The 22020-nt window shown below is 70.0% G+C and carries 21 protein-coding genes; 20 read left to right on the top strand and 1 reads right to left on the bottom strand.

Features of this window, described 5'->3' with window-relative positions; translation table 11 throughout:
• Nucleotides 1-54 precede the first annotated feature (54 nt).
• From J3P44_RS09730 to J3P44_RS09665, 14 genes are all read left to right on the top strand, one after another.
• Complete coding sequence (locus J3P44_RS09730) at nt 55-1059, top strand: ABC transporter substrate-binding protein (RefSeq protein WP_255890133.1); 1005 nt, start codon at nt 55-57, stop codon at nt 1057-1059.
• Nucleotides 1060-1237: 178 nt separating this feature from the next.
• A complete protein-coding gene (locus J3P44_RS09725; RefSeq protein ID WP_255890132.1) occupies nt 1238-2812 on the top strand; it encodes a sugar ABC transporter ATP-binding protein in 1575 nt (524 codons plus the stop codon).
• Nucleotides 2805-3863, top strand: a complete 1059-nt coding sequence (locus J3P44_RS09720) for an ABC transporter permease (RefSeq protein ID WP_255890131.1) — start codon at nt 2805-2807, stop codon at nt 3861-3863. The genes J3P44_RS09725 and J3P44_RS09720 overlap by 8 nt, the downstream gene beginning before the upstream one ends.
• Nucleotides 3860-4861 carry a galactofuranose ABC transporter, permease protein YjfF gene (gene yjfF, locus J3P44_RS09715; protein WP_255890130.1) on the top strand — a complete coding sequence of 334 codons (1002 nt, stop codon included), beginning with the start codon at nt 3860-3862 and terminating at the stop codon, nt 4859-4861. The genes J3P44_RS09720 and yjfF overlap by 4 nt, the downstream gene beginning before the upstream one ends.
• Nucleotides 4858-5901 (top strand): LacI family DNA-binding transcriptional regulator, encoded by a 1044-nt coding sequence (locus J3P44_RS09710; RefSeq protein WP_255890129.1) that lies wholly within the window; start codon nt 4858-4860, stop codon nt 5899-5901. The genes yjfF and J3P44_RS09710 overlap by 4 nt, the downstream gene beginning before the upstream one ends.
• 2 nt (nt 5902-5903) lie before the next feature.
• A complete protein-coding gene (gene araB / locus J3P44_RS09705) occupies nt 5904-7628 on the top strand; it encodes a ribulokinase (RefSeq protein ID WP_255890128.1) in 1725 nt (574 codons plus the stop codon).
• Between the two features lies 1 nt (nt 7629).
• Nucleotides 7630-8307: an L-ribulose-5-phosphate 4-epimerase gene (locus J3P44_RS09700; protein ID WP_255890127.1), complete on the top strand. Its 678-nt coding sequence runs from the start codon at nt 7630-7632 to the stop codon at nt 8305-8307.
• A 70-nt stretch (nt 8308-8377) separates the two neighbouring features.
• Nucleotides 8378-9889: an L-arabinose isomerase gene (gene araA / locus J3P44_RS09695; RefSeq protein ID WP_417629404.1), complete on the top strand. Its 1512-nt coding sequence runs from the start codon at nt 8378-8380 to the stop codon at nt 9887-9889.
• Nucleotides 9890-9900: 11 nt separating this feature from the next.
• Complete coding sequence (locus J3P44_RS09690; protein WP_255890126.1) at nt 9901-10896, top strand: aldo/keto reductase; 996 nt, start codon at nt 9901-9903, stop codon at nt 10894-10896.
• A gap of 145 nt (nt 10897-11041) precedes the next feature.
• A complete protein-coding gene (locus J3P44_RS09685; RefSeq protein ID WP_255890125.1) occupies nt 11042-11188 on the top strand; it encodes a hypothetical protein in 147 nt (48 codons plus the stop codon).
• 92 nt (nt 11189-11280) lie between these two features.
• Nucleotides 11281-11757 carry a hypothetical protein gene (locus tag J3P44_RS09680; RefSeq protein WP_255890124.1) on the top strand — a complete coding sequence of 159 codons (477 nt, stop codon included), beginning with the start codon at nt 11281-11283 and terminating at the stop codon, nt 11755-11757.
• Between the two features lie 116 nt (nt 11758-11873).
• Nucleotides 11874-12332, top strand: a complete 459-nt coding sequence (locus J3P44_RS09675; RefSeq protein WP_255890123.1) for an SRPBCC family protein — start codon at nt 11874-11876, stop codon at nt 12330-12332.
• Entirely contained in the window at nt 12329-12706 is a 378-nt protein-coding gene (locus tag J3P44_RS09670; RefSeq protein WP_255890121.1) for an ArsR/SmtB family transcription factor, read from the top strand. The genes J3P44_RS09675 and J3P44_RS09670 overlap by 4 nt, the downstream gene beginning before the upstream one ends.
• Complete coding sequence (locus tag J3P44_RS09665) at nt 12703-13188, top strand: SRPBCC family protein (protein WP_255890120.1); 486 nt, start codon at nt 12703-12705, stop codon at nt 13186-13188. The genes J3P44_RS09670 and J3P44_RS09665 overlap by 4 nt, the downstream gene beginning before the upstream one ends.
• 12 nt (nt 13189-13200) lie before the next feature.
• Here the strand turns inward: J3P44_RS09665 and J3P44_RS09660 are convergent, their stop codons facing one another.
• Entirely contained in the window at nt 13201-14358 is a 1158-nt protein-coding gene (locus J3P44_RS09660; RefSeq protein WP_255890119.1) for a glycoside hydrolase family 15 protein, read from the bottom strand.
• A 65-nt stretch (nt 14359-14423) separates the two neighbouring features.
• On the opposite strand from J3P44_RS09660, the gene J3P44_RS09655 reads away from it, so the two are divergent.
• From J3P44_RS09655 to J3P44_RS09630, 6 genes are read left to right on the top strand one after another with little or no spacing between them, the layout of a single operon-like run.
• On the top strand, nt 14424-15413 hold the full coding sequence (locus J3P44_RS09655; RefSeq protein ID WP_255890118.1) for a LacI family DNA-binding transcriptional regulator: 990 nt from the start codon (nt 14424-14426) through the stop codon (nt 15411-15413).
• Nucleotides 15414-15422: 9 nt separating this feature from the next.
• Entirely contained in the window at nt 15423-16700 is a 1278-nt protein-coding gene (locus tag J3P44_RS09650; RefSeq protein ID WP_255890117.1) for a sugar ABC transporter substrate-binding protein, read from the top strand.
• A 1-nt stretch (nt 16701) separates the two neighbouring features.
• Nucleotides 16702-17655, top strand: coding sequence for a carbohydrate ABC transporter permease (locus J3P44_RS09645; protein ID WP_255890116.1), 954 nt, complete (start codon nt 16702-16704; stop codon nt 17653-17655).
• Nucleotide 17656: 1 nt separating this feature from the next.
• Nucleotides 17657-18550, top strand: coding sequence for a carbohydrate ABC transporter permease (locus J3P44_RS09640; RefSeq protein ID WP_255890115.1), 894 nt, complete (start codon nt 17657-17659; stop codon nt 18548-18550).
• A 37-nt stretch (nt 18551-18587) separates the two neighbouring features.
• Nucleotides 18588-20147: a glucoamylase family protein gene (locus J3P44_RS09635; protein WP_255890114.1), complete on the top strand. Its 1560-nt coding sequence runs from the start codon at nt 18588-18590 to the stop codon at nt 20145-20147.
• Complete coding sequence (locus J3P44_RS09630; RefSeq protein ID WP_255890113.1) at nt 20148-21992, top strand: GH39 family glycosyl hydrolase; 1845 nt, start codon at nt 20148-20150, stop codon at nt 21990-21992.
• The last annotated feature ends 28 nt before the right edge of the window (nt 21993-22020 follow it).

Below are 22020 nucleotides of genomic sequence, written 5' to 3'. Positions count from 1 at the left end.
GTGACACCGGTCACACGGGCGAGACGGCCCCTTTGATGTGGAGGAAAGACAGTGGTGAAGAAGACCCTGGTCGCTGCGGCAGCGATCACTTTGAGCACCTTCGCTCTCTCGAGCTGCGGTAACGGCTCGGAGGCGGACAGCGGCTCCGACAGCAGCGGCAACGACGACGGCACCATCACCATGGGCTTCGCGCAGGTTGGCGCGGAGAGTGGATGGCGCACCGCCAACACCAAGTCCATCCAGGAGACCGCCGAGGCGGAGGGCATCGAGCTCAAGTTCAACGACGCCCAGGGCAAGCAGGAGAACCAGATCCAGGCGATCCGCTCCTACATCCAGCAGAAGGTCGACGTCATCGCCTTCAGCCCGGTCGTGGAGACCGGCTTCGACGCGGTCCTGCAGGAGGCCAAGGCGGCCGGCATCCCGGTCATCCTCACCGACCGCGCGGTCGACGTGGAGGACCCCTCCCTCTACGAGACCTTCCTCGGCTCCGACTTCGTCCTCGAGGGCGAGCGGGCCGGCGACTGGCTGGTGGAGAACGCCAAGGACTCCGACGTCAACGGCGACGGCACGATCAACGTCGTGCAGCTCGAGGGCACCACCGGTGCGGCTCCCGCCATCGACCGTGCCGAGGGCTTCGCCTCGAAGATCAGCGCCGACGACTCGATCGAGGTGACCGCGTCGCAGACCGGTGAATTCACCCGCGACGGTGGCAAGCAGGTCATGGAGTCCTTCCTGCAGTCCGACGACAGCATCGACGTCGTCTTCGCCCACAACGACGACATGGGCCTGGGCGCCATCGAGGCCATCGAGGCCGCCGGTCTCGAGCCGGGCAAGGACATCAAGATCATCACGATCGACGCGGTCAAGGACGGCATGACGGCCCTCGCCGACGGCAAGATCAACTTCATCGTCGAGTGCAACCCCCTGCTCGGCCCGCAGCTGATGGACCTGGCCAAGAAGGTCCTCGACGGCGAGGAGGTCCCCGAGCGGGTCGTCACCGACGAGGGCACCTTCACGCAGGAGCAGGCCATCGAGGCCCTGCCCCAGCGCCAGTACTGAGCAGTCGTGCGGCCCGCGCCCCGGCGCGGGCCGCACACCAGTCACTCGGGTGACGACGTCCGCCACGCGTCGGGCCCGCCCGGACCGACCGGTCGGGCCCGTCCGCGCATGCGCAGCCATCCAGGCGGAGACATGCGGAGACATCGGGCGGAGACATGAAGAACCAGAGAGGAAAGAGATGACCCAGATGACGGAGCCGGATGTCGTCACCGCACCGGGGACGGATCCGCAGCCGGTGATCGAGATGCGCGACATCTCCATCACCTTCGGCGCCGTCCGCGCCCTGGACGAGGTCTCTCTGCGACTGTTCCCCGGCGAGGTGCACGCCCTCATGGGCGAGAACGGCGCCGGCAAGTCCACGCTCATCAAGGCGCTCACCGGCGTCTACACCATCGACGAGGGCACGGTCCTCGTCGAAGGCGAGAGCCACGAGTTCCACTCCCCGGCAGCCTCCCAGGCAGCCGGCATCAGCACGGTCTACCAGGAGGTCAACCTGGTCCCGAACCTGACCGTGGCCGAGAACATGCTGCTGGGCCGCGAGCCCCGCCGGTTCGGTGCGATCAGTGTCCGCGAGATGAACCGGCGCGCCCGGCGCACCCTCCTGCACCTCGGCGTCGACATCGACCCGCGGTCCGTCCTGGACGAGCACCCCATCGCGGTGCAGCAGCTCGTGGCCATCGCCCGAGCCGTCGACGTCGAGGCGAAGGTGCTCATCCTCGACGAGCCCACGTCCAGCCTGGACGCCGACGAGGTCGAGAAGCTCTTCACCGTCATGCGCAGGCTGCGCGACGAGGGCGTCGCCATCGTCTTCGTCTCCCACTTCCTCGACCAGATCTACGAGATCGCCGACCGGATGACCATCCTGCGCAACGGCCGGCTGGTCGAGGAGCGGATGGTGGCCGAGACCACCCAGCTCGAGCTGGTCAGGCTGATGATCGGCCGCGAGCTCGAGACCCTCGAGCGGCTGGACCGCGAGGCGCCCAACACCGAGGCCGAGTCCGGCACGCCCGTCCTCAAGGCGGTCGGGCTGGGTCGCAAGAACACGCTCGAGGCGACCGACCTGGAGCTCTTCGAGGGCGAGGTCGTCGGCATCGCGGGCCTCCTCGGCTCGGGGCGCACCGAGCTGGCGCGGCTGCTCTTCGGAGCTGACCACGCCGACACCGGAGAGCTCACCGTCAGGTCCGAGAAGCGCCGGCTCAGGAGCCCGCGCCACGCCATCGACCGCAGGATCGCCTTCTCGAGCGAGGACCGCAAGGCGGAGGGCGTGGTCCAGGACCTCACCGTCGCCGACAACATGCTCCTCGCGCTGCAGGCGTCCCGCGGCTGGCTGCGGCCGATCCCGCAGGCCACCCGCACCAAGCTCGTCACCGAGTACATCAAGGCGCTGGACATCCGTCCCGCCGACCCGACCGCGCTGATGCGCAACCTCTCCGGCGGCAACCAGCAGAAGGTGCTGCTCGCGCGCTGGCTGATCACCCAGCCCGACATCCTGATCCTCGACGAGCCCACCCGCGGCATCGACATCGGTGCCAAGGCCCAGATCCAGGCCAAGGTGGCCGAGCTCGCCGCCCAGGGCATGTCGGTCGTCTTCATCTCCGCCGAGCTGGAGGAGGTCCTGCGCCTGAGCGACCGCCTCGTGGTCATGCGTGACCGTCGCAAGATCGACGAGCGCCGCAACGACGACGTGAGCGTCCGCGACGTCCTCGAGATCATCGCCGGCGAGGCCCACCCCGAGGGAGATCCCCATGCCTGAGTCCCCGACCCTCGTCGTACGCGTGCTGCGGCACCCATTGATGTGGCCCGTGCTGGCCCTGGGGGTCCTGCTCGTCATCAACGTCGGCGTCAAGCCGTCCTTCCTCGACGTACGCATGCAGGACGGCCACCTCTACGGCAACGTCGTCGACATCATGCGCAACAGCGCGCCGGTGATGCTGGTCGCGCTGGGCATGACGCTGGTGATCGCCACCCGCGGCATCGACCTCTCCGTCGGAGCGATCGCCGCCATCGCGGCCGCGGTCGCCTGCACGCGGATCATCGGTGCGGGCGACGAGGCGGCACTGAGCACGGCCGTGATGGCCATGACGTACGCCGTCGTCGTCTGCATCGCCCTCGGCGCGTGGAACGGCCTGCTGGTCTCCGTCCTGGGGATCCAACCCATCATCGCCACGCTGATCCTCATGGTCGCGGGGCGCGGCATCTCGATGGCGATCACCGACGGACAGATCACGACGGTCAACAACCCCTGGTTCAGCGACCTGGCGTCCGGCTTCGTGCTCACCCTGCCGCTCGCCTTCCTGGTCGCGATCGGGGTGCTGGCGTTCACCGCCGTGCTCACCCGGCGCACCGCGCTGGGGATGCTGATCGAGTCGGTGGGCATCAACCCCGAGGCGAGCCGCCTCGCAGGTGTGCGCTCGCGGACGATCATCTGGACGGTCTACGCCTTCTCGGGCTTCTGCGCCGGCCTGGCCGGGCTCGTGATCGCCGCCAACACCAACTCCGTCAACGCCAACAGCCTGGGGCTGTGGATCGAGCTCGACGCGATCCTGGCGGTCGTCATCGGCGGCACCTCGCTCGCGGGAGGACGGTTCTCCCTGATGGGCACCTTCATCGGTGCGCTGTTCATCGCGACCCTGACGCGGACCATCCCCAACATCGGGATCCCCTCCGACCTCAACTACCTCTTCAAGGCGGTCGTGGTCATCGCCGTGTGCCTGCTGCAGTCGCCGAAGGCCCGAGCCGTCCTGCGGGCCGGCCGCCCGAGCAGCCCCCGTCCCGTCCCCGCGAAGGCAGGTTCCCCAGCATGAGCACAGTCACCGCTCGTCCCGACTCCGCCTGGGACCGGGTCAAGGACTTCACCCCGCCGCCGCGCTACATCCCCATCATCGCCACCTTCGCCCTGTTCGTCGGGCTGTTCGGCGTCGGGGGCATGCGCTACGACGGGCTCACCGACCCGCAGGTCCTGATCAGCCTGCTCATCGACAACGCCTTCCTGATCGTGCTGGGCGTCGGCATGACGTTCGTGATCCTCACGGGCGGCATCGACCTCTCCGTCGGCTCGGTGGTCGCCCTGTCGACGATGATCGCCGCCAAGACGCTGCAGATGGGCTGGTCGCCCTACCTCTCGATCGCGGCCGTGCTCCTGACGGGCACCGTGCTCGGACTGCTCATGGGCCTGCTCATCCACTACTTCGACATCCAGCCCTTCATCGCGACTCTCGCCGGGCTGTTCTTGGCGCGTGGCCTCACCTACCTGATCAGCGTCGAGTCGATCTCGATCAACAACAGCACCTTCTCCGAGCTGGCCTTCGGCACCGTCTACCTCGGGGACTACTACATCCGCTGGACGGCGCTCCTGGCGCTCGCGGTGGTCGCCATCGCGGCGTACGTCCTGGCCCGCACCCGCTTCGGACGCACGGTCTACGCGATCGGCGGCAGCGAGAGCTCGGCGATGCTGATGGGCCTGCGGGTCGCCTTCACCAAGGTGGGCGTCTACGTGATCAGCGGCTTCTGCGCCGCCCTCGCCGGCCTGTTGTTCTCCCTCTACATCCTGTCCGGCAACAGCCTGCACGCGATCGGCATGGAGCTCGACGCCATCGCTGCGGTGGTGATCGGCGGCACGCTGCTCACCGGTGGGCGCGGCTACGTCGTCGGCACGCTGCTCGGCGTGCTCGTGCTCGGCGCCATCAAGACGCTCATCTCCTTCGACGGGACCCTCAGCTCCTACTGGATCCGCATCATCACCGGCGTCCTCCTGCTCACCTTCGTCGTCGTGCAGCGCTTCGCCACGCGGCGGCAGCAGTGACCTTCACCGAGCCTCGGCCAGCCGGGCGCAGCCCGGTCATGGCCGACGTGGCCCGGCTCGCGGGGGTGTCGCACCAGACCGTGTCGCGGGTGATCAACGGCCAGGACAACCTGCGACCCGCCACGCGCGAGAAGGTGGAGCAGGCCATCCGACAGCTGGGCTACCGGCCCAACTCGGCGGCCCGGGCGCTCGTCACCCGACGCTCGGCCACCATCGGTGTGATCGGCTCCAAGAGCGGCTACTGGGGTCCGTCCACCGTGCACCGCACGATCCAGGCCGCGGGCCGTGAGGCCGGCTACTTCGTGAGCTCGGTCAACCTGCAGAGCCTCACCCGCCAGGAGCTCGTCGACGCCATCGACCACCTGCGCGGACAGGCGGTCGAGGGCATCGTCCTCATCTCCGCGACGGACGAGGCCCTCGAGGTCGCCCGCGCCCAGGAGAACCTCGGGGTGCCGGTGGTGGTGGTCGAGGGCGACCCGTCCAAGACCCGCTGGACCGTCGGTGTCGACCAGGTCGCCGGCGCCGAGCTCGGCACCCGGCACCTCATCGAGCTCGGCCACACCGACATCGTCCACATGGCCGGCCCGCTGGAGTGGACCGAGGCGCGTGCCCGGCTGCTCGGCTGGCGCAACGCGATGTACGCCGCGGGCCTGAGGCCCGACCAGCACGTCACCGGCGACTGGTCCGCCGCCAGCGGCTTCGAGGTCGGCGTCGAGATCGCTTCCCGCGAGGAGGTGACGGCCGTGTTCTGCGCCAACGACCAGATGGCCCTCGGCCTGATGCGTGCCCTCTCCGAGGCGGGCCGCGACGTGCCCACCGGCCCTCGAGGGGTCAGCGTGGTCGGCTTCGACGACATCCCCGAGGCGGCCTACCTCATCCCGCCCCTCACCACCGTGCGCCAGGACTTCCAGGCCGTCGGCCACCGTGCGATCGAGATCCTCCGCGCGGCGCTGGGCCAGGGACCCGAACCCCAGGGACTCATCAGTCCCGAGCTCGTGGTGCGCGCCAGCAGCGCCGCACCTGTCGAAAGGAACCCGTGACCATGCCTGACCAGCCGCACGACCAGTACGTCGTGGGCGTCGACTACGGCACCCTGTCCGGCCGGGCAGTGGTCGTCCGGGTCTCCGACGGTGCCGAGCTCGGCACCGCGGTGCATGCCTATCCCCACGCAGTGCTGGAGCGCTCGATCCCGCCCCACCTGGCCGGCAGCGAGCTGCCCCTGCCGCCCGAGTGGGCACTGCAGGTCCCCGAGGACTACCGCGAGGTGCTGCGCGTCGCCGTCCCCGCCGCCGTCGCCGCGGCGGGCATCGACCCCGCGCACGTCATCGGCATCGCCACCGACTTCACCGCCTGCACGATGGTGCCGACGCTCGCCGACGGCACCCCGCTCAACGAGGTGCCGGGGCTGCAGGACCGTCCCCACGCCTACGTCAAGCTCTGGAAGCACCACGCCGCGCAGGGACAGGCCGACCGCATCAACGAGCTGGCCCGGACGCGCGCCGAGGCCTGGCTGCCCCGCTACGGCGGCCTCATCTCCTCCGAGTGGGAGTTCGCCAAGGGCCTGCAGCTCTTCGAGGAGGACCGCGAGCTCTATGACCGGATGGAGCACTGGGCCGAGGCCGCCGACTGGATCGTCTGGCAGCTTTGCGGCACCTACGTCCGCAACGCGTGCACGGCCGGCTACAAGGGGCAGTACCAGACCTTCGACGGCCAGGACGGGGAGTACCCGTCGCCCGGCTTCCTCGGGGACCTGGCCACCGGCTTCGACGGATTCGTGGCGGACAAGCTCGAGCACGTCATCGGCCAGCTCGGTGAGCGCGCCGGGACGCTGAGCGCCGAGGCTGCCGGTTGGACGGGGTTGCCCGAGGGCATCGCCGTGGCCGTCGGCAACGTCGACGCCCACGTCACCGCCCCCGCCGCCCAGGCGGTCGGAGCCGGCCAGATGGTCGCGATCATGGGCACCTCGACGTGCCACGTGATGAGCGCCGACGTGCTGCGCGAGGTCCCGGGCATGTGCGGCGTCGTCGACGGCGGCATCGTCTCCGGCCTCTGGGGCTACGAGGCCGGCCAGAGCGGGGTGGGCGACATCTTCGGGTGGTTCACCCACCACGGCGTCCCCGCCGCCTACACCGAGGCGGCCGCGGCAGCAGGGGAGTCGGTGCACGAGCACCTCACCCGGCTGGCGGCGGACCAGGAGATCGGGGAGCACGGCCTCGTCGCACTCGACTGGCACTCGGGCAACCGGTCCGTGCTCGTCGACCACGAGCTGTCCGGCCTCGTGGTGGGCCAGACCCTCGCGACGCGCGCCGAGGACGTCTACCGCGCACTGCTCGAGGCGACCGCCTTCGGCACCCGGGTGATCGTCGAGACGTTCCGCGACAGCGGTGTGCCGGTCGAGGAGTTCATCGTGGCCGGCGGGCTGGCGAAGAACGCGCTGCTCATGCAGATCTACGCCGACGTGACCCGGCTGCCGCTGTCGATCATCGACTCCGAGCAGGGCCCCGCGCTCGGTTCGGCCATCCACGCCGCGGTCGCTGCCGGTGCTTACCCCGACGTGCCGACCGCCGCCAAGCAGATGGGCAAGGTGCGACGCCACGTCTACCTGCCCGACGAGGCCCGCGCGGCGGCGTACGACGCGCTCTTCGAGCAGTACCTCGCCCTGCACGACCACTTCGGGCGGGCGACGACGACCATGCGGCGGCTCAAGGCCATCCGTCGTGACGCCGTGGCGCGTCGGACGTACCGCAAGACGCAGGAGGAACGCTGACATGACAGTCCTTGCCGACGTAGGCGACACGATCCGCGCGCTGCGCAAGGAGGTGTGCGCGCTGCACGAGCAGCTCACCCGCTACCAGCTCGTGGTCTGGACGGCAGGCAACGTGTCGGCCCGTGTCCCGGGTCACGACCTGCTCGTCATCAAGCCCAGCGGGGTGGCCTACGACGACCTGACCCCGGAGAACATGGTCGTGTGCGACCTGCAGGGCCGGGTGGTCGAGGGCGAGCACGCTCCCTCGTCGGACACCGACGCCCAGGCCTACGTCTACCGCGAGATGCCGCACGTCGGGGGCGTGGTCCACACGCACTCGACCTACGCGGGCGCCTGGGCGATCCGCGGCGAGCCGGTGCCGTGCGTGCTCACGATGTGCGCCGACGAGTTCGGGGGCGAGATCCCGATCGGACCCTTCGCGATCATCGGGGACGACTCGATCGGCCGCGGCATCGTCGACACGCTGAGCACCAGCCGCTCACCGGCGGTGATCATGCGCAACCACGGCGTCTTCGCCATCGGCCCCACCCCGCGCAAGGCCGTGGCGGCCGCCGTGATGTGCGAGGACGTGGCGCGCACGGTCCACATCTCGCGCCAGCTCGGCGAGCCCGTGCCCATCGAGCAGAAGCACGTCGACGCGCTCTTCGACCGCTACCAGAACGTGTACGGCCAGCGCTGACCCGACCGGTCCGCGCACCAACCAGGACAGTCCGCCACCACACGGACTGCGAAACCGGAGGAAACACCCCATGAGCATGACGTCCGTCCCTGTCCACGAGGTCTGGTTCCTGACCGGGAGCCAGGGCCTCTACGGCCCGGAGACCCTGGACCAGGTGGCCTCGCAGTCACAGGCCATCGCCGCGCGGCTGGCCGCGGTGGCGGACCTTCCCGTCGAGGTCGTCTGGAAGCCCGTCCTGCTCGACGCGGGATCGATCCACCGGCAGATGCTCGACGCCAACTCCGACCCGGCGTGCGTCGGTGTCATCGCGTGGATGCACACCTTCTCCCCGGCCAAGATGTGGATCGCCGGGCTGGACGCGCTGCGCAAGCCCCTGCTCCACCTGCACACCCAGGCCGGCATGGAGCTGCCGTGGTCGAGCATCGACATGGACTTCATGAACCTCAACCAGGCCGCCCACGGCGACCGGGAGTTCGGCTACATCCAGACGCGCCTCGGCGTCCCGCGCAAGACCGTCGCCGGACACGTCGAGTCCCCTGTCGTCGCCGAGCGGATCGCGCGCTGGGCCCGGGCGGCCCTGGGCCGCAACGAGCTCAGCCACCTCAAGCTCGCCCGCTTCGGCGACAACATGCGCGACGTGGCCGTGACCGAGGGCGACAAGGTGGAGGCGCAGCTGCGCTTCGGGGTGTCGGTCAACACCTACGGCGTCAACGACCTGGTCGCGGTCGTGGACCAGGTGGCCGACGCCGACATCGACAAGCTCGTCGCCGAGTATGCCGACACCTACGCCGTGGCCCCCGAGCTGCTCCCCGGCGCCGACCGCCACGACTCGCTGCGCTACGGCGCTCGCGTCGAGCTCGGCATCCGGCAGTTCCTCACCTCCGGCGGGTTCGGCGCGTTCACGACCAACTTCGAGGACCTCGGCGGTCTCCGGCAGCTCCCGGGGCTGGCCGTGCAGCGCCTGATGGCCGACGGCTACGGCTTCGGGGGCGAGGGCGACTGGAAGACGTCCGTGCTGCTGCGTGCCATGAAGACCATGGCCGGCGGGCTTCCCGGGGGGACGTCCTTCATGGAGGACTACACCTACCACCTGGTGCCGGGCGAGGAGAAGATCCTCGGCGCGCACATGCTGGAGGTCTGCCCGACCATCACGACCCAGCAGCCCTCGCTGGAGGTCCACCCGCTCGGGATCGGTGGGCGCGAGGACCCGGTGCGGCTGCGCTTCACCGCTGACCCCGGCCCCGGGGTCGTGGCGGGGCTGTCCGACCTCGGCGACCGCTTCCGCCTGACCGTGAACGAGATCGACGTCGTCGAGCCCGACGAGGCCCTGCCGCTGCTCCCCGTGGCGTGCGCCGTCTGGGAGCCGCGACCGTCGCTCTCGACGTCGGCGGAGTCGTGGCTGATGGCCGGTGCGCCGCACCACACCGTGCTGTCCAAGGCCGTGGGCGTCGAGGTGCTCGAGGACTTCGCCGAGATGACCGGCACGGAGATGGTCACCATCGACGCCGACACCACGCCGCGCAGCTTCCAGCGCGAGCTGCGCTGGAACGCCGCCTACCACCGACTGGCCACGGGTCTGTGACACTGTCGGGCATGGAGCAGCGCACCCTCGGACGCACCGGTCGGTCCGTCTCCGTCGTCGGCCTCGGCACGTGGCAGCTGGGGGCGGACTGGGGAGACGTCAGCGAGGGCGACGCCCTGGCGGTGCTCGAGGCGTCGGCAGAGGCGGGAGTCACCTTCTTCGACACCGCCGACGTCTACGGCGACGGCCGCAGCGAGCAGCTCGTGGGACGCTTCGTCGCCGACCATCCCGATGCCGGGTTCACGGTCGCGACCAAGATGGGTCGCCGTGAAGAGCAGGTCCCCGCTAACTATGTCGAGGCCAACTTCCGCCAGTGGATCGACCGGTCCCGCCGCAACCTCGGCACCGATCGGCTCGACCTGGTGCAGCTGCACTGCCCGCCCAGCGCCGTCATCGACAGCGACGCGACGTACGACGTGCTCGACGTGCTCGTCGACGAGCAGGTGATCGCCGCCTACGGCGTGAGCGTCGAGACGGCCGACCAGGCCCTGAGCGCGATCGCGCGGCCCCACGTCGCGAGCATCCAGATCATCCTCAACGCCTTCCGCATGAAGCCCCTCGACGAGGTGCTGCCGGCGGCGCAGGCGGCCGGTGTCGGCATCATCGCCCGCGTGCCGCTGGCCTCGGGACTGCTCTCGGGCAAGTACGGCCTCGACACGACGTTCGCCCCGGACGACCACCGCTCCTACAACCGCGACGGAAGCTCCTTCGACGTGGGGGAGACCTTCTCCGGCGTCGACTACGCCACCGGGGTCGAGGCGGCGCAGGAGTTCGCACGACTCGTCGCCGACAGCGGGTTGGGTGACGTGACGCCCGCCCAGGTCGCCCTCGCCTGGGTCTGCCAGCAACCGGGGGTCACCACGGTGATCCCGGGCGCGCGCAACGTCGCGCAGGCGCAGGCCAACGCGAGCGCGGGCCGGATCGGTCCGCTGCCTGTCTCGCTCCTCGACGCGGTGCGCGACCTCTACGACCGACGGATCCGCGAGCAGGTCCACGGCCGCTGGTAGTCGGTCGGCAGATCCGGACGTCATTCGGGCGGCGCCAGCGATGGCCCCGTCCGTATGACGTCCGGCATCTTGCGGGGCTCGCGCGCTGCTCGCGCATCCACGCGTCCACGTCGGGTACAGCGGTGGGGAGGCAAGGAGACGACTCATGAGCAGCCAACCGAACGATCCCGACGTCGGAAGACCCGGGGACGAGACCGAGGACCAGGACGCCGCCGGCGTGGAGATCGGCAGCACCGAGGGCGAGGGCAGCACCTTCGAACCTGAGGAGGACCCGGAGGGCCACGCCGGCTGACGGGCACGCTCGCCAGGCGGCCACCGACCGCCCGGCGGGTGGCGGAGCGAGTCTCAGGGCCACGTGGCCCTTCCTGTGACACCGTGGGCGCCATGGGCTACACAGTGGAGACGACTGGTCGGGTGCGGCTGCCCCGCGACCGTGAGGACGCTGCCTTCCAGGCGTTGCGCGTGACGATGGCAGACCGTGATGGGTGGTTCGACCCCGATGACGCGCAGGGACCGGTCACCACATTTGCCGACCTCGCGTCGTTCGCCTCGACGTCCGTCACCCGCGACGGCGATTGGCTCGTCCTCGCCACCGACGACGAGGGCGACCCGAAGTGGTCGGAGCAGGCCACCGCGTTCTATGCAGAGCTGGCCAACTGGGTCAGCGAAGGCACGGTCGTGTTCTCCGGCGAGGACGGTGGGGAGTGGGGCTACACCTACGCCGCGGACGGCCTGACCCAGTCGGGGATCAACGGCTGGGACGGGTCGAGTGAGCCGTTCGGGGACCCGGTCGAGGAAGAGCCGCCCGCAGAGCGACCGGCAGAGCGGCCCAAGCGACAGGGATGGTTCCGGCGACGCTGACACCTGGAGCCGGGCGCCGACGGGTCTGACCCTCTTCAAGTTTGCGCAATCGATGGTTGCGCATGCGGAATGTCCGCGCTAGGCTCACGCGCAACCAAACGTTGCGGGAGGCTGTCATGGAGCTGGGAACCATCGAGCGCGAGCTGTACGTCGAGGCGACGCCCGAGATCGTCTTCGAGGTGGTGAGCGATCCGGCCCACGTGAAGCAGTGGTGGTCCGACGACGCGCGCTACGAGACCGTGGTCGGGTCGGAGGGCGAGATCCTGTTCGCCGACGCCGACGGGGGGAAGGTCGAGGCGATCACCGTCGTCGACGTGGACCCGCCCGCGCGCTTCTCGTTCCGCTGGACGCACCCGGCGGGGGAGCAGGCAGTGGAGGGCAACTCGCTGCTCGTCACCTTCGAGCTCGTCCCCCAGGGCGACGGCACGCTGGTGCGCTTCCGAGAGACCGGCTTCCGTGAGCGGGGCTGGACGGCCGCGGTGCTCGAGGCGACCTACCAGGACCACGTCCAGGGGTGGGACTACTTCCTGCCACGCCTCGTCGCCCACGCCGCGACGCTGGACGCCCGGCCATGACCGACCGCGTCGACGACGAGCTGTGGTCGGCGATCGGAGACCCGACCCGGCGCCAGATGCTCGACCTGCTGCTCGCGGCTGGATCAGGTACGTCCACCTCGCTCAGCGAGCGCCTGCCGGTGAGCCGGCAGGCGGTCGCGAAGCACCTGGCCGTGCTCGACAGGGCCGGGCTCGTGCACGGGCGGACGGCCGGCCGTGAGCGGCACTACCGGATCGACGAGGAGCAGTTCGCGCGCGCGCTCGCGCAGCTCAACGCCGTGAGCACCGCCTGGGACGGCCGGCTCCGTCGCATCAAACGCCTCGCCGAGGCACTGCAGAACATCGACGAAGAGCGCGGGACTCCCCCGCCTGATCACGAAGGGACCGACGCATGAGCGACCTGACCCACACCTTCACCGTGGACGCGACGCCGCAGGAGGCCTACGAGGCCATCATCGACGTCCGCTCCTGGTGGGGTGCGACCAACATCGTGGGCCCGACCGACCAGCTCGGCGCCGACTGGTTCTATCTCGTGCCGGACATCCACTACTCCAAGCAGCGCACCGCCGAGCTCGTCCCCGGCGAACGCGTGGTGTGGGAGTTCACCGACGGCTATCTCGACTTCATCGCGGAGAAGGGCGAGTGGATCGGGACGAGAGGGCGCTTCGACATCGCCCCCGACGGCGGCCGGTCGCAGGTGACCTTCACTCACGAGGGCCTCGCGTCGTCCGACGAGTGCTTCGACGTCTGCCATGACGCCTGGCGTCACTACATCACCGAGAGCCTGCGCCAGCGGATCGTGACCGGACACGGCACGATGCGCACCCGCGAGGAGGACCAGGCGGCGGTGAGGCAGCACGCCGAGACTCGGAAGTAGGCGCCGAGTCGGCTACAGGTCGAGGTGCTGAGCGGAGCGGGGCGCCCGGACTGAGCCGGGCACGTGGGCGGCCACTCCCGCCAGGAACATGCCGTGCGACCAGAGCAGCGGGTGGGCCGGAGGTCCCCAGCGCTCGAGCCACTCCGCGAGGACCTCGCCGGCCAGCAGGGGCGCGACCTGCTCGGGCAGCAGCAGGCCGGGGTCGGCGGTGGAGACGACCCAGTCGAGCAGCTCCGTGGCTCGCTCCGGACTGCCGGCGCGCGCGTGGTGTCGAGCGAGCAGGGCGGCGAGGACCGGCCACTGGCCGCCGCCGTAGAAGGTGTCCGCCGTGTAGCGGTGCACACCGCCCTCCACGAGGACCGCTTCGATCGCGGCCACCGTGGCGGTGACCACCGGGTCGTCGAGTGGGAGTACGTCGTACAGCGCGGCCACGGCCAGCAGCGACGCGTCGACGTCGGTGCCGCCCAGCCACTTGACGAGGTGGCCGTCGTGCACGCCCTCCGCGCGGATCAACGACACACACCGCTCGGCCACTGTCAGTGCCTGCGGGACCAGCCCGTCGGGCAGCGTGCCCATGCGCACGGCCGCCCGCATCCCCCCGGCCACGCCGGCGAGCGTGGCCACATGGGTCTGGTCCCGGCTCTCCTCCCACCAGTCCCGGCAGGTGCCGGTCCCGGTGGCGACCAGGTAGCGGACGGCGGTCTCGATGCCCGCGGCGTACGCCGTGGCCTCGCCGGCCGAGGCCCGAGCGAGGTGCCGTTCGAGTGCCCACAGCCAGGTGCCGTAGCCGTCGACCTGAAAGTTCCACCAGTCGTCCTCGTGTCGGGTGCCGTCGAGGTTGTAGCGCGCCGGCAGGTAGTCGGAGTCGGCCGGCTCGCGCCCGTCGGCGAGCATCGCGAGCACCCGCTCGACGGCCGGACGCTCGCGCTCCAGGATCCGGGAGCACCATGCGTGGAAGCGGCCCGCCTCGTCGTGCAGACCGGCTGCGGAGGCACCGTCCGCGATGAAGGAACCGTCGCGGAACCAGGAGTACTGGTAGGGACCGAAGACAGGGGACGCGGGCCACGCGCCACCCGGATCCTGGTGGCTGCGAAGGAGCTCTGCCGAACGGTCGGCGAGCGGTCGCCAGCGGCCGGGAATGCCGTCGAGGGGGTTGACAGGACCGTCCATGTCCGGCACGTTATCGGATGTAACCGGTTTCTGTAACCGGTTACATCACGGTCAGGAGACTTGGGATGTTGCCCACGATCCGCGATGTGGCCAAGGAGGCCGGCGTCTCGATCGCGACCGTCTCTCGCGTGATGCGAGAGTCCGAGGGGGTCCGTGACGCCACCCGTCTGCGGGTGCTGGCCGCCGCCGCCGAGCTGGAGTACACCCCCAGCCACTTGGGCCGGCAGCTCGCCGAACGGCGCCACGCTGCCAACGGCATCGTTTTCCCCGACCTCTCCGGCCCGTACTACGCGGAGGTGGTCCTGGGCTACGAGGGCGTGGCCGCCGAGCTGCGCCGTTCCGTGCTGATCCTGTCCACGCACGGTCGCAGCGATGCCGAGGACGCCGTACGCGAGATGGCCGGACGCTGCGACGGGCTGGTCATCCTCGGCCGCACGGTCAGCGACGCCGCCGTCCAGAGCCTCGCCGCTCGCGGCACCAAGCTGGTCCTCGTCGCCCGACCGCCCATCGGGACCGTCGACTCCGTGAATGCCGAGAACCACGCCAGCGCGCGCTCTCTCACCGAGCACCTGTTGTCCGAAGGGGTCCGCAGCCTCCGTTTCGTCGGTGACCCGGTCAGCTCTCCCGACGTGGCCGAGCGGTGGGCAGGCGTGCGGGATGCCTTCCTCCGCTCCGAGTCGGACCGCGCTCCCGAGCTGGTGACCGTCGACGAGCTCGACGAGGAGTCCGGCGCGGCCGTGGCCGACGCTGCCCTCGCGGCCGACGACCTGCCCGACGCCTTCGTGTGCGGCAACGACGAGCTCGCACTCGGGCTGCTCGGCCGACTCGCGGCCGCGGGGGTCGACGTCCCAGGCACCGTCATGGTGACCGGCTGGGACGACGTGATGGCTGCTCGCTACGCCGGCCTGACCACAGTCCGCCAGCCGATGCGTGAGCTCGGCGCGACCGCCGCCCGACTTCTCGAGGAGCTCATCGTCGACGAGCGCACCGAACCACGCCACGAGCTGCTCCCCACCGAGCTCGTGATCAGAAGCAGCAGCTCCACCTCCCACTAAGGAACCCACATGAACCGCACCGCCAGCGCACTAGCCGCACTCGCCGTCACGAGTCTCGTCCTCACGTCCTGTGGACGCGACGACGCCGGAGGCGGCGGAGAAGCCCAGAGCACGGAGGTCGCCGAGGGCGCCGCCACCGGGACCATCGAGGTCTGGGCGATGGGCACCGAGGGTGACGAGCTCCAGGAGTTCTCGGCCGACTTCGTGAAGGACAACCCGGACGCCGAGGTCAAGGTGACCGCCATCCCGTGGGACGCCGCGCACAACAAGATCGCCAACGCGATCGCCAGTGGCGAGACCCCCGACGTCAGCCTGATCGGCACCACCTGGATGGGCGAGTTCGCCGAGGCCGGCGGCCTGATGCCGACCCCCGAGGGCCTGGTCGACGAGGCCGACTTCTTCCCAGGCGCGTGGGGCTCGACCGAGGTCGGCGGGACGTCCTACGGCGTCCCCTGGTACGTCGAGACGCGTGTCCTCTACTACCGCAAGGACATGGCGGAGAAAGCCGGCTGGAGCAAGGCTCCCGAGACGTGGGAGGAGCTGCACCAGTTCGCCACCGACATGAAGGAGAAGGGTGGCGCGGACTACGGCCTGAGCCTCCAGCCCGGCCAGACCGGCTCCTGGCAGTCCGTGCTGCCGTTCGCCTGGTCCAACGGCGCCTCGATCACCAACGAGGAGGGGACGGAGTACACCATCGACTCCCCGGAGATGGCCGAGGCGCTCGACTACTACACGTCCTACTTCGACGAGGGCCTCTCGCCGAGCCGGTTGCTCGACCCGGGCGAGCTCGAGAGCGGCTTCGCGGACGGCACCTACGCTGCGTTCATCTCCGGTCCGTGGCACACCGGTCTCGTCGAGGAGGCCGGGCTGAGCACCGACGAGTACGCAGTGGCGCCGCTGCCCGGCAAGGACTCCGGACCCGGTACGTCGTTCGTCGGCGGTGGAGACCTCGCGGTCTTCTCGGACTCCGACAACACCGATGCCGCCTGGAAGTACGTCCAGTGGCTCAGCGAGGCCGAGACCCAGCAGCGTTTCTACGACGTGGTCGGTGACCTGCCGGCCGTCAAGGCTGCCTGGGAGACCGGCGAGCTCGCGGAGGACCCGCAGCTCCAGGTCTTCGGCACGCAGCTCGAGACCACGGAGGCGCCGCCGGCCGTCCCCACCTGGGAGCAGGTCGCAGCGACGATCGACACCCTCGTCGAGCAGGCCTCGAAGGGCGACGCCGAGCCCGAGGACGTCGTCAAGGAGATGCAGACCAAGGCATCGTCGATCGGCACCGGTCTCTGACATGAGCGTCACGGCAACGGAGTCCCGACGGGAGCGGCCGGCGCAGGACAGCCGGCCGCCGAAGTCGCGACACGTGGACCCGACGCGGCGCAGCCAGGCTGTCGCCGCGTGGGTCCTGGCCCTGCCGTTCTGCCTGCTGTTCTTGGTCTTCACCGCGGGACCCGTCCTGGCCAGCCTCGGCATGAGCTTCACCGACATGCGCAGCACCGACGTGCGCAGCCCCCTCGGGGTCGAGTTCGTCGGGCTCGAGAACTATGCGGACCTCCTCTCGGACCCGGTGTTTCGCAAGGTCACGTTCAACACGCTCATCTACCTCCTGCTGGGCGTCCCACTGACGATGGCGAGCGCGCTCGCGGTCGCGGTCGCCTTGAACCGGGTCACCCGGCTGCGCGGCTTCTTCCGGGTCGGCTACTACCTTCCGGTCGTCACCAGCATCGTGGCGGTGTCGGTGGTGTGGAAGTTCCTGCTGCGCGACGAGGGCGGGCTGCTCAACGCGATGATCGGCTGGTTCGGCATCGACGGCCCCGGGTGGCTGGACTCCACCACGCTGGCCCTGCCCTCGCTGGTGGCCATGTCGGTCTGGCGCAACTTCGGCACCATGATGGTGATCTTCCTCGCGGGGCTGCAGACGATCCCACGTGAGATCGTCGAGGCGGCGGAGGCCGACGGGGCGAATGCATGGGGTCGCTTCCGCCACATCACGCTGCCGATGCTGCGCCCGACCCTGCTCTTCGGCGCGGTGATCACCAGCATCGGCTACCTCCAGTTCTTCGAGGAGGCCTTCGTGATGACGAAGGGCGGTCCGCTCGACTCCACCAAGTCCGTCACGTTCTTCACCTACGAGCAGTTCGGCTTCGGCAACTACGCCTACGCGTCGGCTGCCGCCTACCTGCTGTTCTTGGCGATCGTGCTGATGACCTTGGCGCAGTTCCGCCTGTTGCGCGAGAAGGACTGACATGACCCAGACTCTCCAGACCCCGGCCCCGCTCGGCGACGAGCCCGCCACTGTCGGGCCCCGGCGCCGCTCCGATCGCGGTCCGTCCACCCCGCCCTGGCTGTACGCAGTGATGGCCGTAGGCCTGTTCCTGGTGGTGATCCCGTTCCTGTGGATGGTGATCAGCTCCTTCAAGCCCGAGGCCGAGGTGCGCGCCGTACCCCCGACGTGGTGGCCGGAGACGGTGACCACGGAGAACTACCGTCAGCTCTTCACCAAGCTCGACTTCCCGCGCTACTTCCTCAACTCGGCGATCGTCGCGGTCGCTGTCGCGGTCGGCAACATGGTGTTCTGCTCGATGCTCGGCTACGCCCTGGCCAAGCTGGACTTCCCCGGCAAGAGGCTGGTCTTCGCCGTCGTCCTCGGCACCCTGATGGTGCCCGGCGTCGTCACCTTCGTGCCGCTGTTCGTCCTGACCACCAACATCGGCCTGACCAACACCCTGCCGGGCATGATCCTGCCGTTCCTGGCCGGGCCGTTCGGTGTCTTCCTGATGCGGCAGTTCGTGATGAGCCTGCCCGACGAGCTGATCCAGGCCGCGCGGGTCGACGGCGCCGGTGAGCTGCGGATCTTCTTCTCGATCATCCTGCCCCTCTGTGGACCCGCCGTCGCGACCCTCGGGGTGCTCACGTTCCTCACGTCGTGGAACAACTTCCTCTGGCCGCTCGTCGTGGCCACGTCGGAGGACAAGTACACGCTGCCGGTGGCGCTCGCGCTCTACGCCGTCGGCCAGAACGCCACGAAGTACGGCCTGCTGCTCGCCGGCTCGGTCGTCGTCGTACTGCCCGTGCTCGCCGTCTTCCTGATGCTGCAACGACACATCATGCAAGGCATCGCCAGCACCGGGATCAAGTAGTCCCCACACCCATCGCGCCCATCTCGGAGGAGTCCTCATGCGCGTACGCCGACCATCTGTCCTCGCGGCCATCACTGCCGCCACTGCCCTGGTCGCCACCACGGCTGCCGCACCGTCGGCACCCGCGGCGATCGAGCGCCAGCACAGCACCGACGCTCGCGTGCTCGAGAGGTACGCCGCCGACACCTGGCGGTCCTTCGAGGCGATGACGGTGCCCACCACCGGGCTGCCTGCCGACAACATCGCCGGCAACCTCGACCCCGCGACTCGCAGCGGCTTCACGTCGCCCACCAACATCGGCGCCTATCTGTGGAGCACCGCCGCCGCCCGGGACATCGGCCTGATCGGCCGGCGTGAGGCGCGGGCGCGGATGGCACAGACCATCGGCTCGATCGGCGACCTCGAGCGGCACGAGGACAGCGGCATGTTCTACAACTGGTACGACCCGGTCACCGGTGAGAAGCTGCGTACCTTCCCCGAGTCCGGCGACCCGATCAAGCCGTTCTTGTCCTCGGTCGACAACGGATGGCTGGCCACCGGTCTACTGCTCGCCGCGCGCGCCGAGCCCTCCCTCGCCAGGAAGGCCGACCGGATCCGCGAGGACATGAACTTCGGCTGCTTCTACAACCCCCTGGAGAACGCGCCCGCCGGGCAGATCCGCGGCGGCTTCTGGGACGAGGACCCGCTGGAGGCGGCCGCGGTCAAGGGCACCTACTGCGGAGGCGCCGACGTCTGGTTCACCGGCCACCACTACGGCGCCTTCAACACCGAGCCCCGCATCGCGTCCTACCTCGGCATCACCGCCGGGCAGATCCCCGCCCGCCACTACTTCGGCACCTACCGGACCTTCCCCAACGACAACTGTGACTGGTCCTGGACCGAGACCAGGGCCGTCGGCTCCTGGGCCGAGCACCAGGGCGTGCGCGTCTTCGAGGGCGCGCTCCCCTACCGCGGCATGCAGATCGTGCCGACCTGGGGCGGCAGCATGTTCGAGGCGCTGATGGTGCCGCTGTTCGTGCCCGAGGAGACGTGGGGCCCGCGCTCGTGGGGCGTCAACCACCCGCTCTACGTCCGCGGCCAGATCGAGCACGGGATGCAGGAGGCCGACTACGGCTACTGGGGATTCTCCCCGTCCAACAACCCTGCCGGCGGCTACCGCGAGTACGGCGTCGACCAGCTCGGCATGGACGGGCCGGGCTACACCTCCGACCAGCAGCGCACGTCCGTCGACCAGCCCTACGAGGGCTGCCCGGGTCGTGAGGGCTCGCCCGCGCCGACGTCGTACGGCGACGGCGTCGTCACCCCGCACGCCTCGTTCCTGGCGTTGCGCTACGCCCGCGACGCCGCTCTCGAGAACCTCGTGAACATCCGGGACGACTTCGACGCCTACGGCCCCGGCGGCTTCTACGATGCCGTCGACGTGGGCACCGGCACGGTCTCGAAGCGCTACCTCTCGCTCGACCAGGGGATGGTGATGGCTGCCCTGGGCAACGCGCTGGCCGGCGACGACATGCGCACCTACGTGTCCCGGGGCGCGATGGAGACGACGCTGCGCCCGCTGATGAGCGAAGAGATCTTCGCGAGCAAGGGGGACTGAGTGAGCGCCGATGCACGCGCCGACTGGGAGAGCCGGATCGGCCTGAGCAGCGGGCACGCCTTCGGCGGCTCCGCCCCCCGGCTCCCGCCGCCGGGTGGCCTGCGAGCCGTCGCCGGTGGCGCGCAGGTGACACTGACCTGGTCACCAGTGAAGGGGGCGATCGGCTACCAGGTGCACGTCGCCGACTCCGCCGACGGACCCTGGGAGCCTCTCGACCACCAGGGCCGCGACGTCACCTCGGTGCCGCACCCGCCGTACGTCGACACGACCGGCTCACCAGGGGTCGAGCGGTGGTATGCCGTCTCCTCGCTGTCCGACGTGCACGTCGAAGGAACACCGTCCTCGATGGTGTCGGCGACGCCGCTCGCAGAGGCGACGGGGCCCGTCACTGTCGAGGTCGACGCGTCGAACGTCGTCGGCGAGCTGGACCGTCCGTGGCGACCGATGATCGGCAGCGAGCACCTGTCGCACACCCTCTCCACCGACACCAGCGGCGGCCGGGTGGTCGGCGAAGAGCTCACCGCGGCGCTGTCCGCGGCGCACGCCGAGCTGGGCGTGACCCACGTGCGGGCCCACGGGATCCTGTGCGACGACCTGGCGGTCTACCGCGAGGTGGACGGCCGGCCCGTGCACGACTTCACCGGGATCGACCGGGTCTACGACCACGTCCGATCGCTCGGGCTCTACCCCGTCGTGGAGATCTCGTTCATGCCCCACGACCTGGCCACCGACCCGAGCAAGACTGTCTTCGGCTACGACGCGATCATCTCGCCGCCCAAGGACTGGCAACGCTGGTTCGACCTGGTCCGCGAGCTCACCGCCCACCTCGTCGAGCGCTACGGCCAGGAGGTCGTCGAGCAGTGGTCCTTCGAGGTCTGGAACGAGGCCAACCTGGAGGTCTTCTGGTCCGGAGAGCCCGAGGACTACCTCAAGCTGTACGACGTCACCGCGGCCGCCGTACGCGACGTCGACTCGCGCCTCGTCGTCGGTGGGCCCTCGTCCGCAGCAGCCGGGTGGGTGGAGGAGCTGCTGGCCCACGCGGAGAAGTCAGGTGCTCCGGTCGACTTCATCTCGACGCACACCTACGGTGCTCCGCCACTGGACTTCCGGCCGATGCTCGCTCGCTACGGTCGGTCTGGCACGCCGATCTGGTGGACGGAGTGGGGCGTGACGCCGACCCACTTCAACGAGGTCAGCGATGCCGTGTTCTCGGGCGCCTTCCTGCTCCGCGGCATGAAGTCGGCCATGGGCCGGATCGACTCGCTGGCCTACTGGGTGGTCTCCGACCACTTCGAGGAGCTCGGGCGACCGCCGGAGCTGCTGCACGGCGGCTTCGGCCTGCGCACCGTCGGCGAGCTGCGCAAGCCCCGCTGGTGGGCGCTGGCCATGATGGAGCGGCTCGGACCGCACCGGCTCGCGGTGTCGGCCACTGGAGACGGCGGCGACTCGCTCGTCGAGGCCGTCGCGGCGTCGACCGAGACGGGTGAGGTCTCGGTCGTGCTGTGGAACCTCACCCTCGACCAGAGCAAGGCGGCCGGGTCGGCGGCTCTCGGTCGCGATGTCGAGGTCGAGGTGCACGGCCTCGTGCCCGGGTCGTCGTACACGCTGCGCCACGACCGGGTGGACGAGGATCACGCGAACGTCGCCTCGGCGTGGGCTCGACTGCGCGAGCCCGGCCAGGCCTGGCCGACCGACGAACAGTGGGAGACCTTGCGGGCGGCCGACCAGCTTGCGCAGCTCGAGCCGGAGCGGGTCGTCACCGCCGACGGCTCCGGCGCGGTCAAGATCGACGTCGAGCTCCCGATGCCGTCGATCAGCCAGCTGACGCTGGACCCTGTCGAGTAGGCCCGGCGCGGTGGCCCCTCTCCTGGTC

This window comes from Nocardioides astragali (genome assembly GCF_024436375.1).
Taxonomy (GTDB): domain Bacteria; phylum Actinomycetota; class Actinomycetes; order Propionibacteriales; family Nocardioidaceae; genus Nocardioides; species Nocardioides astragali.
Note: the sequence above shows the minus strand (reverse complement) of the source record. Positions and strands in the feature narration are given on the sequence as shown.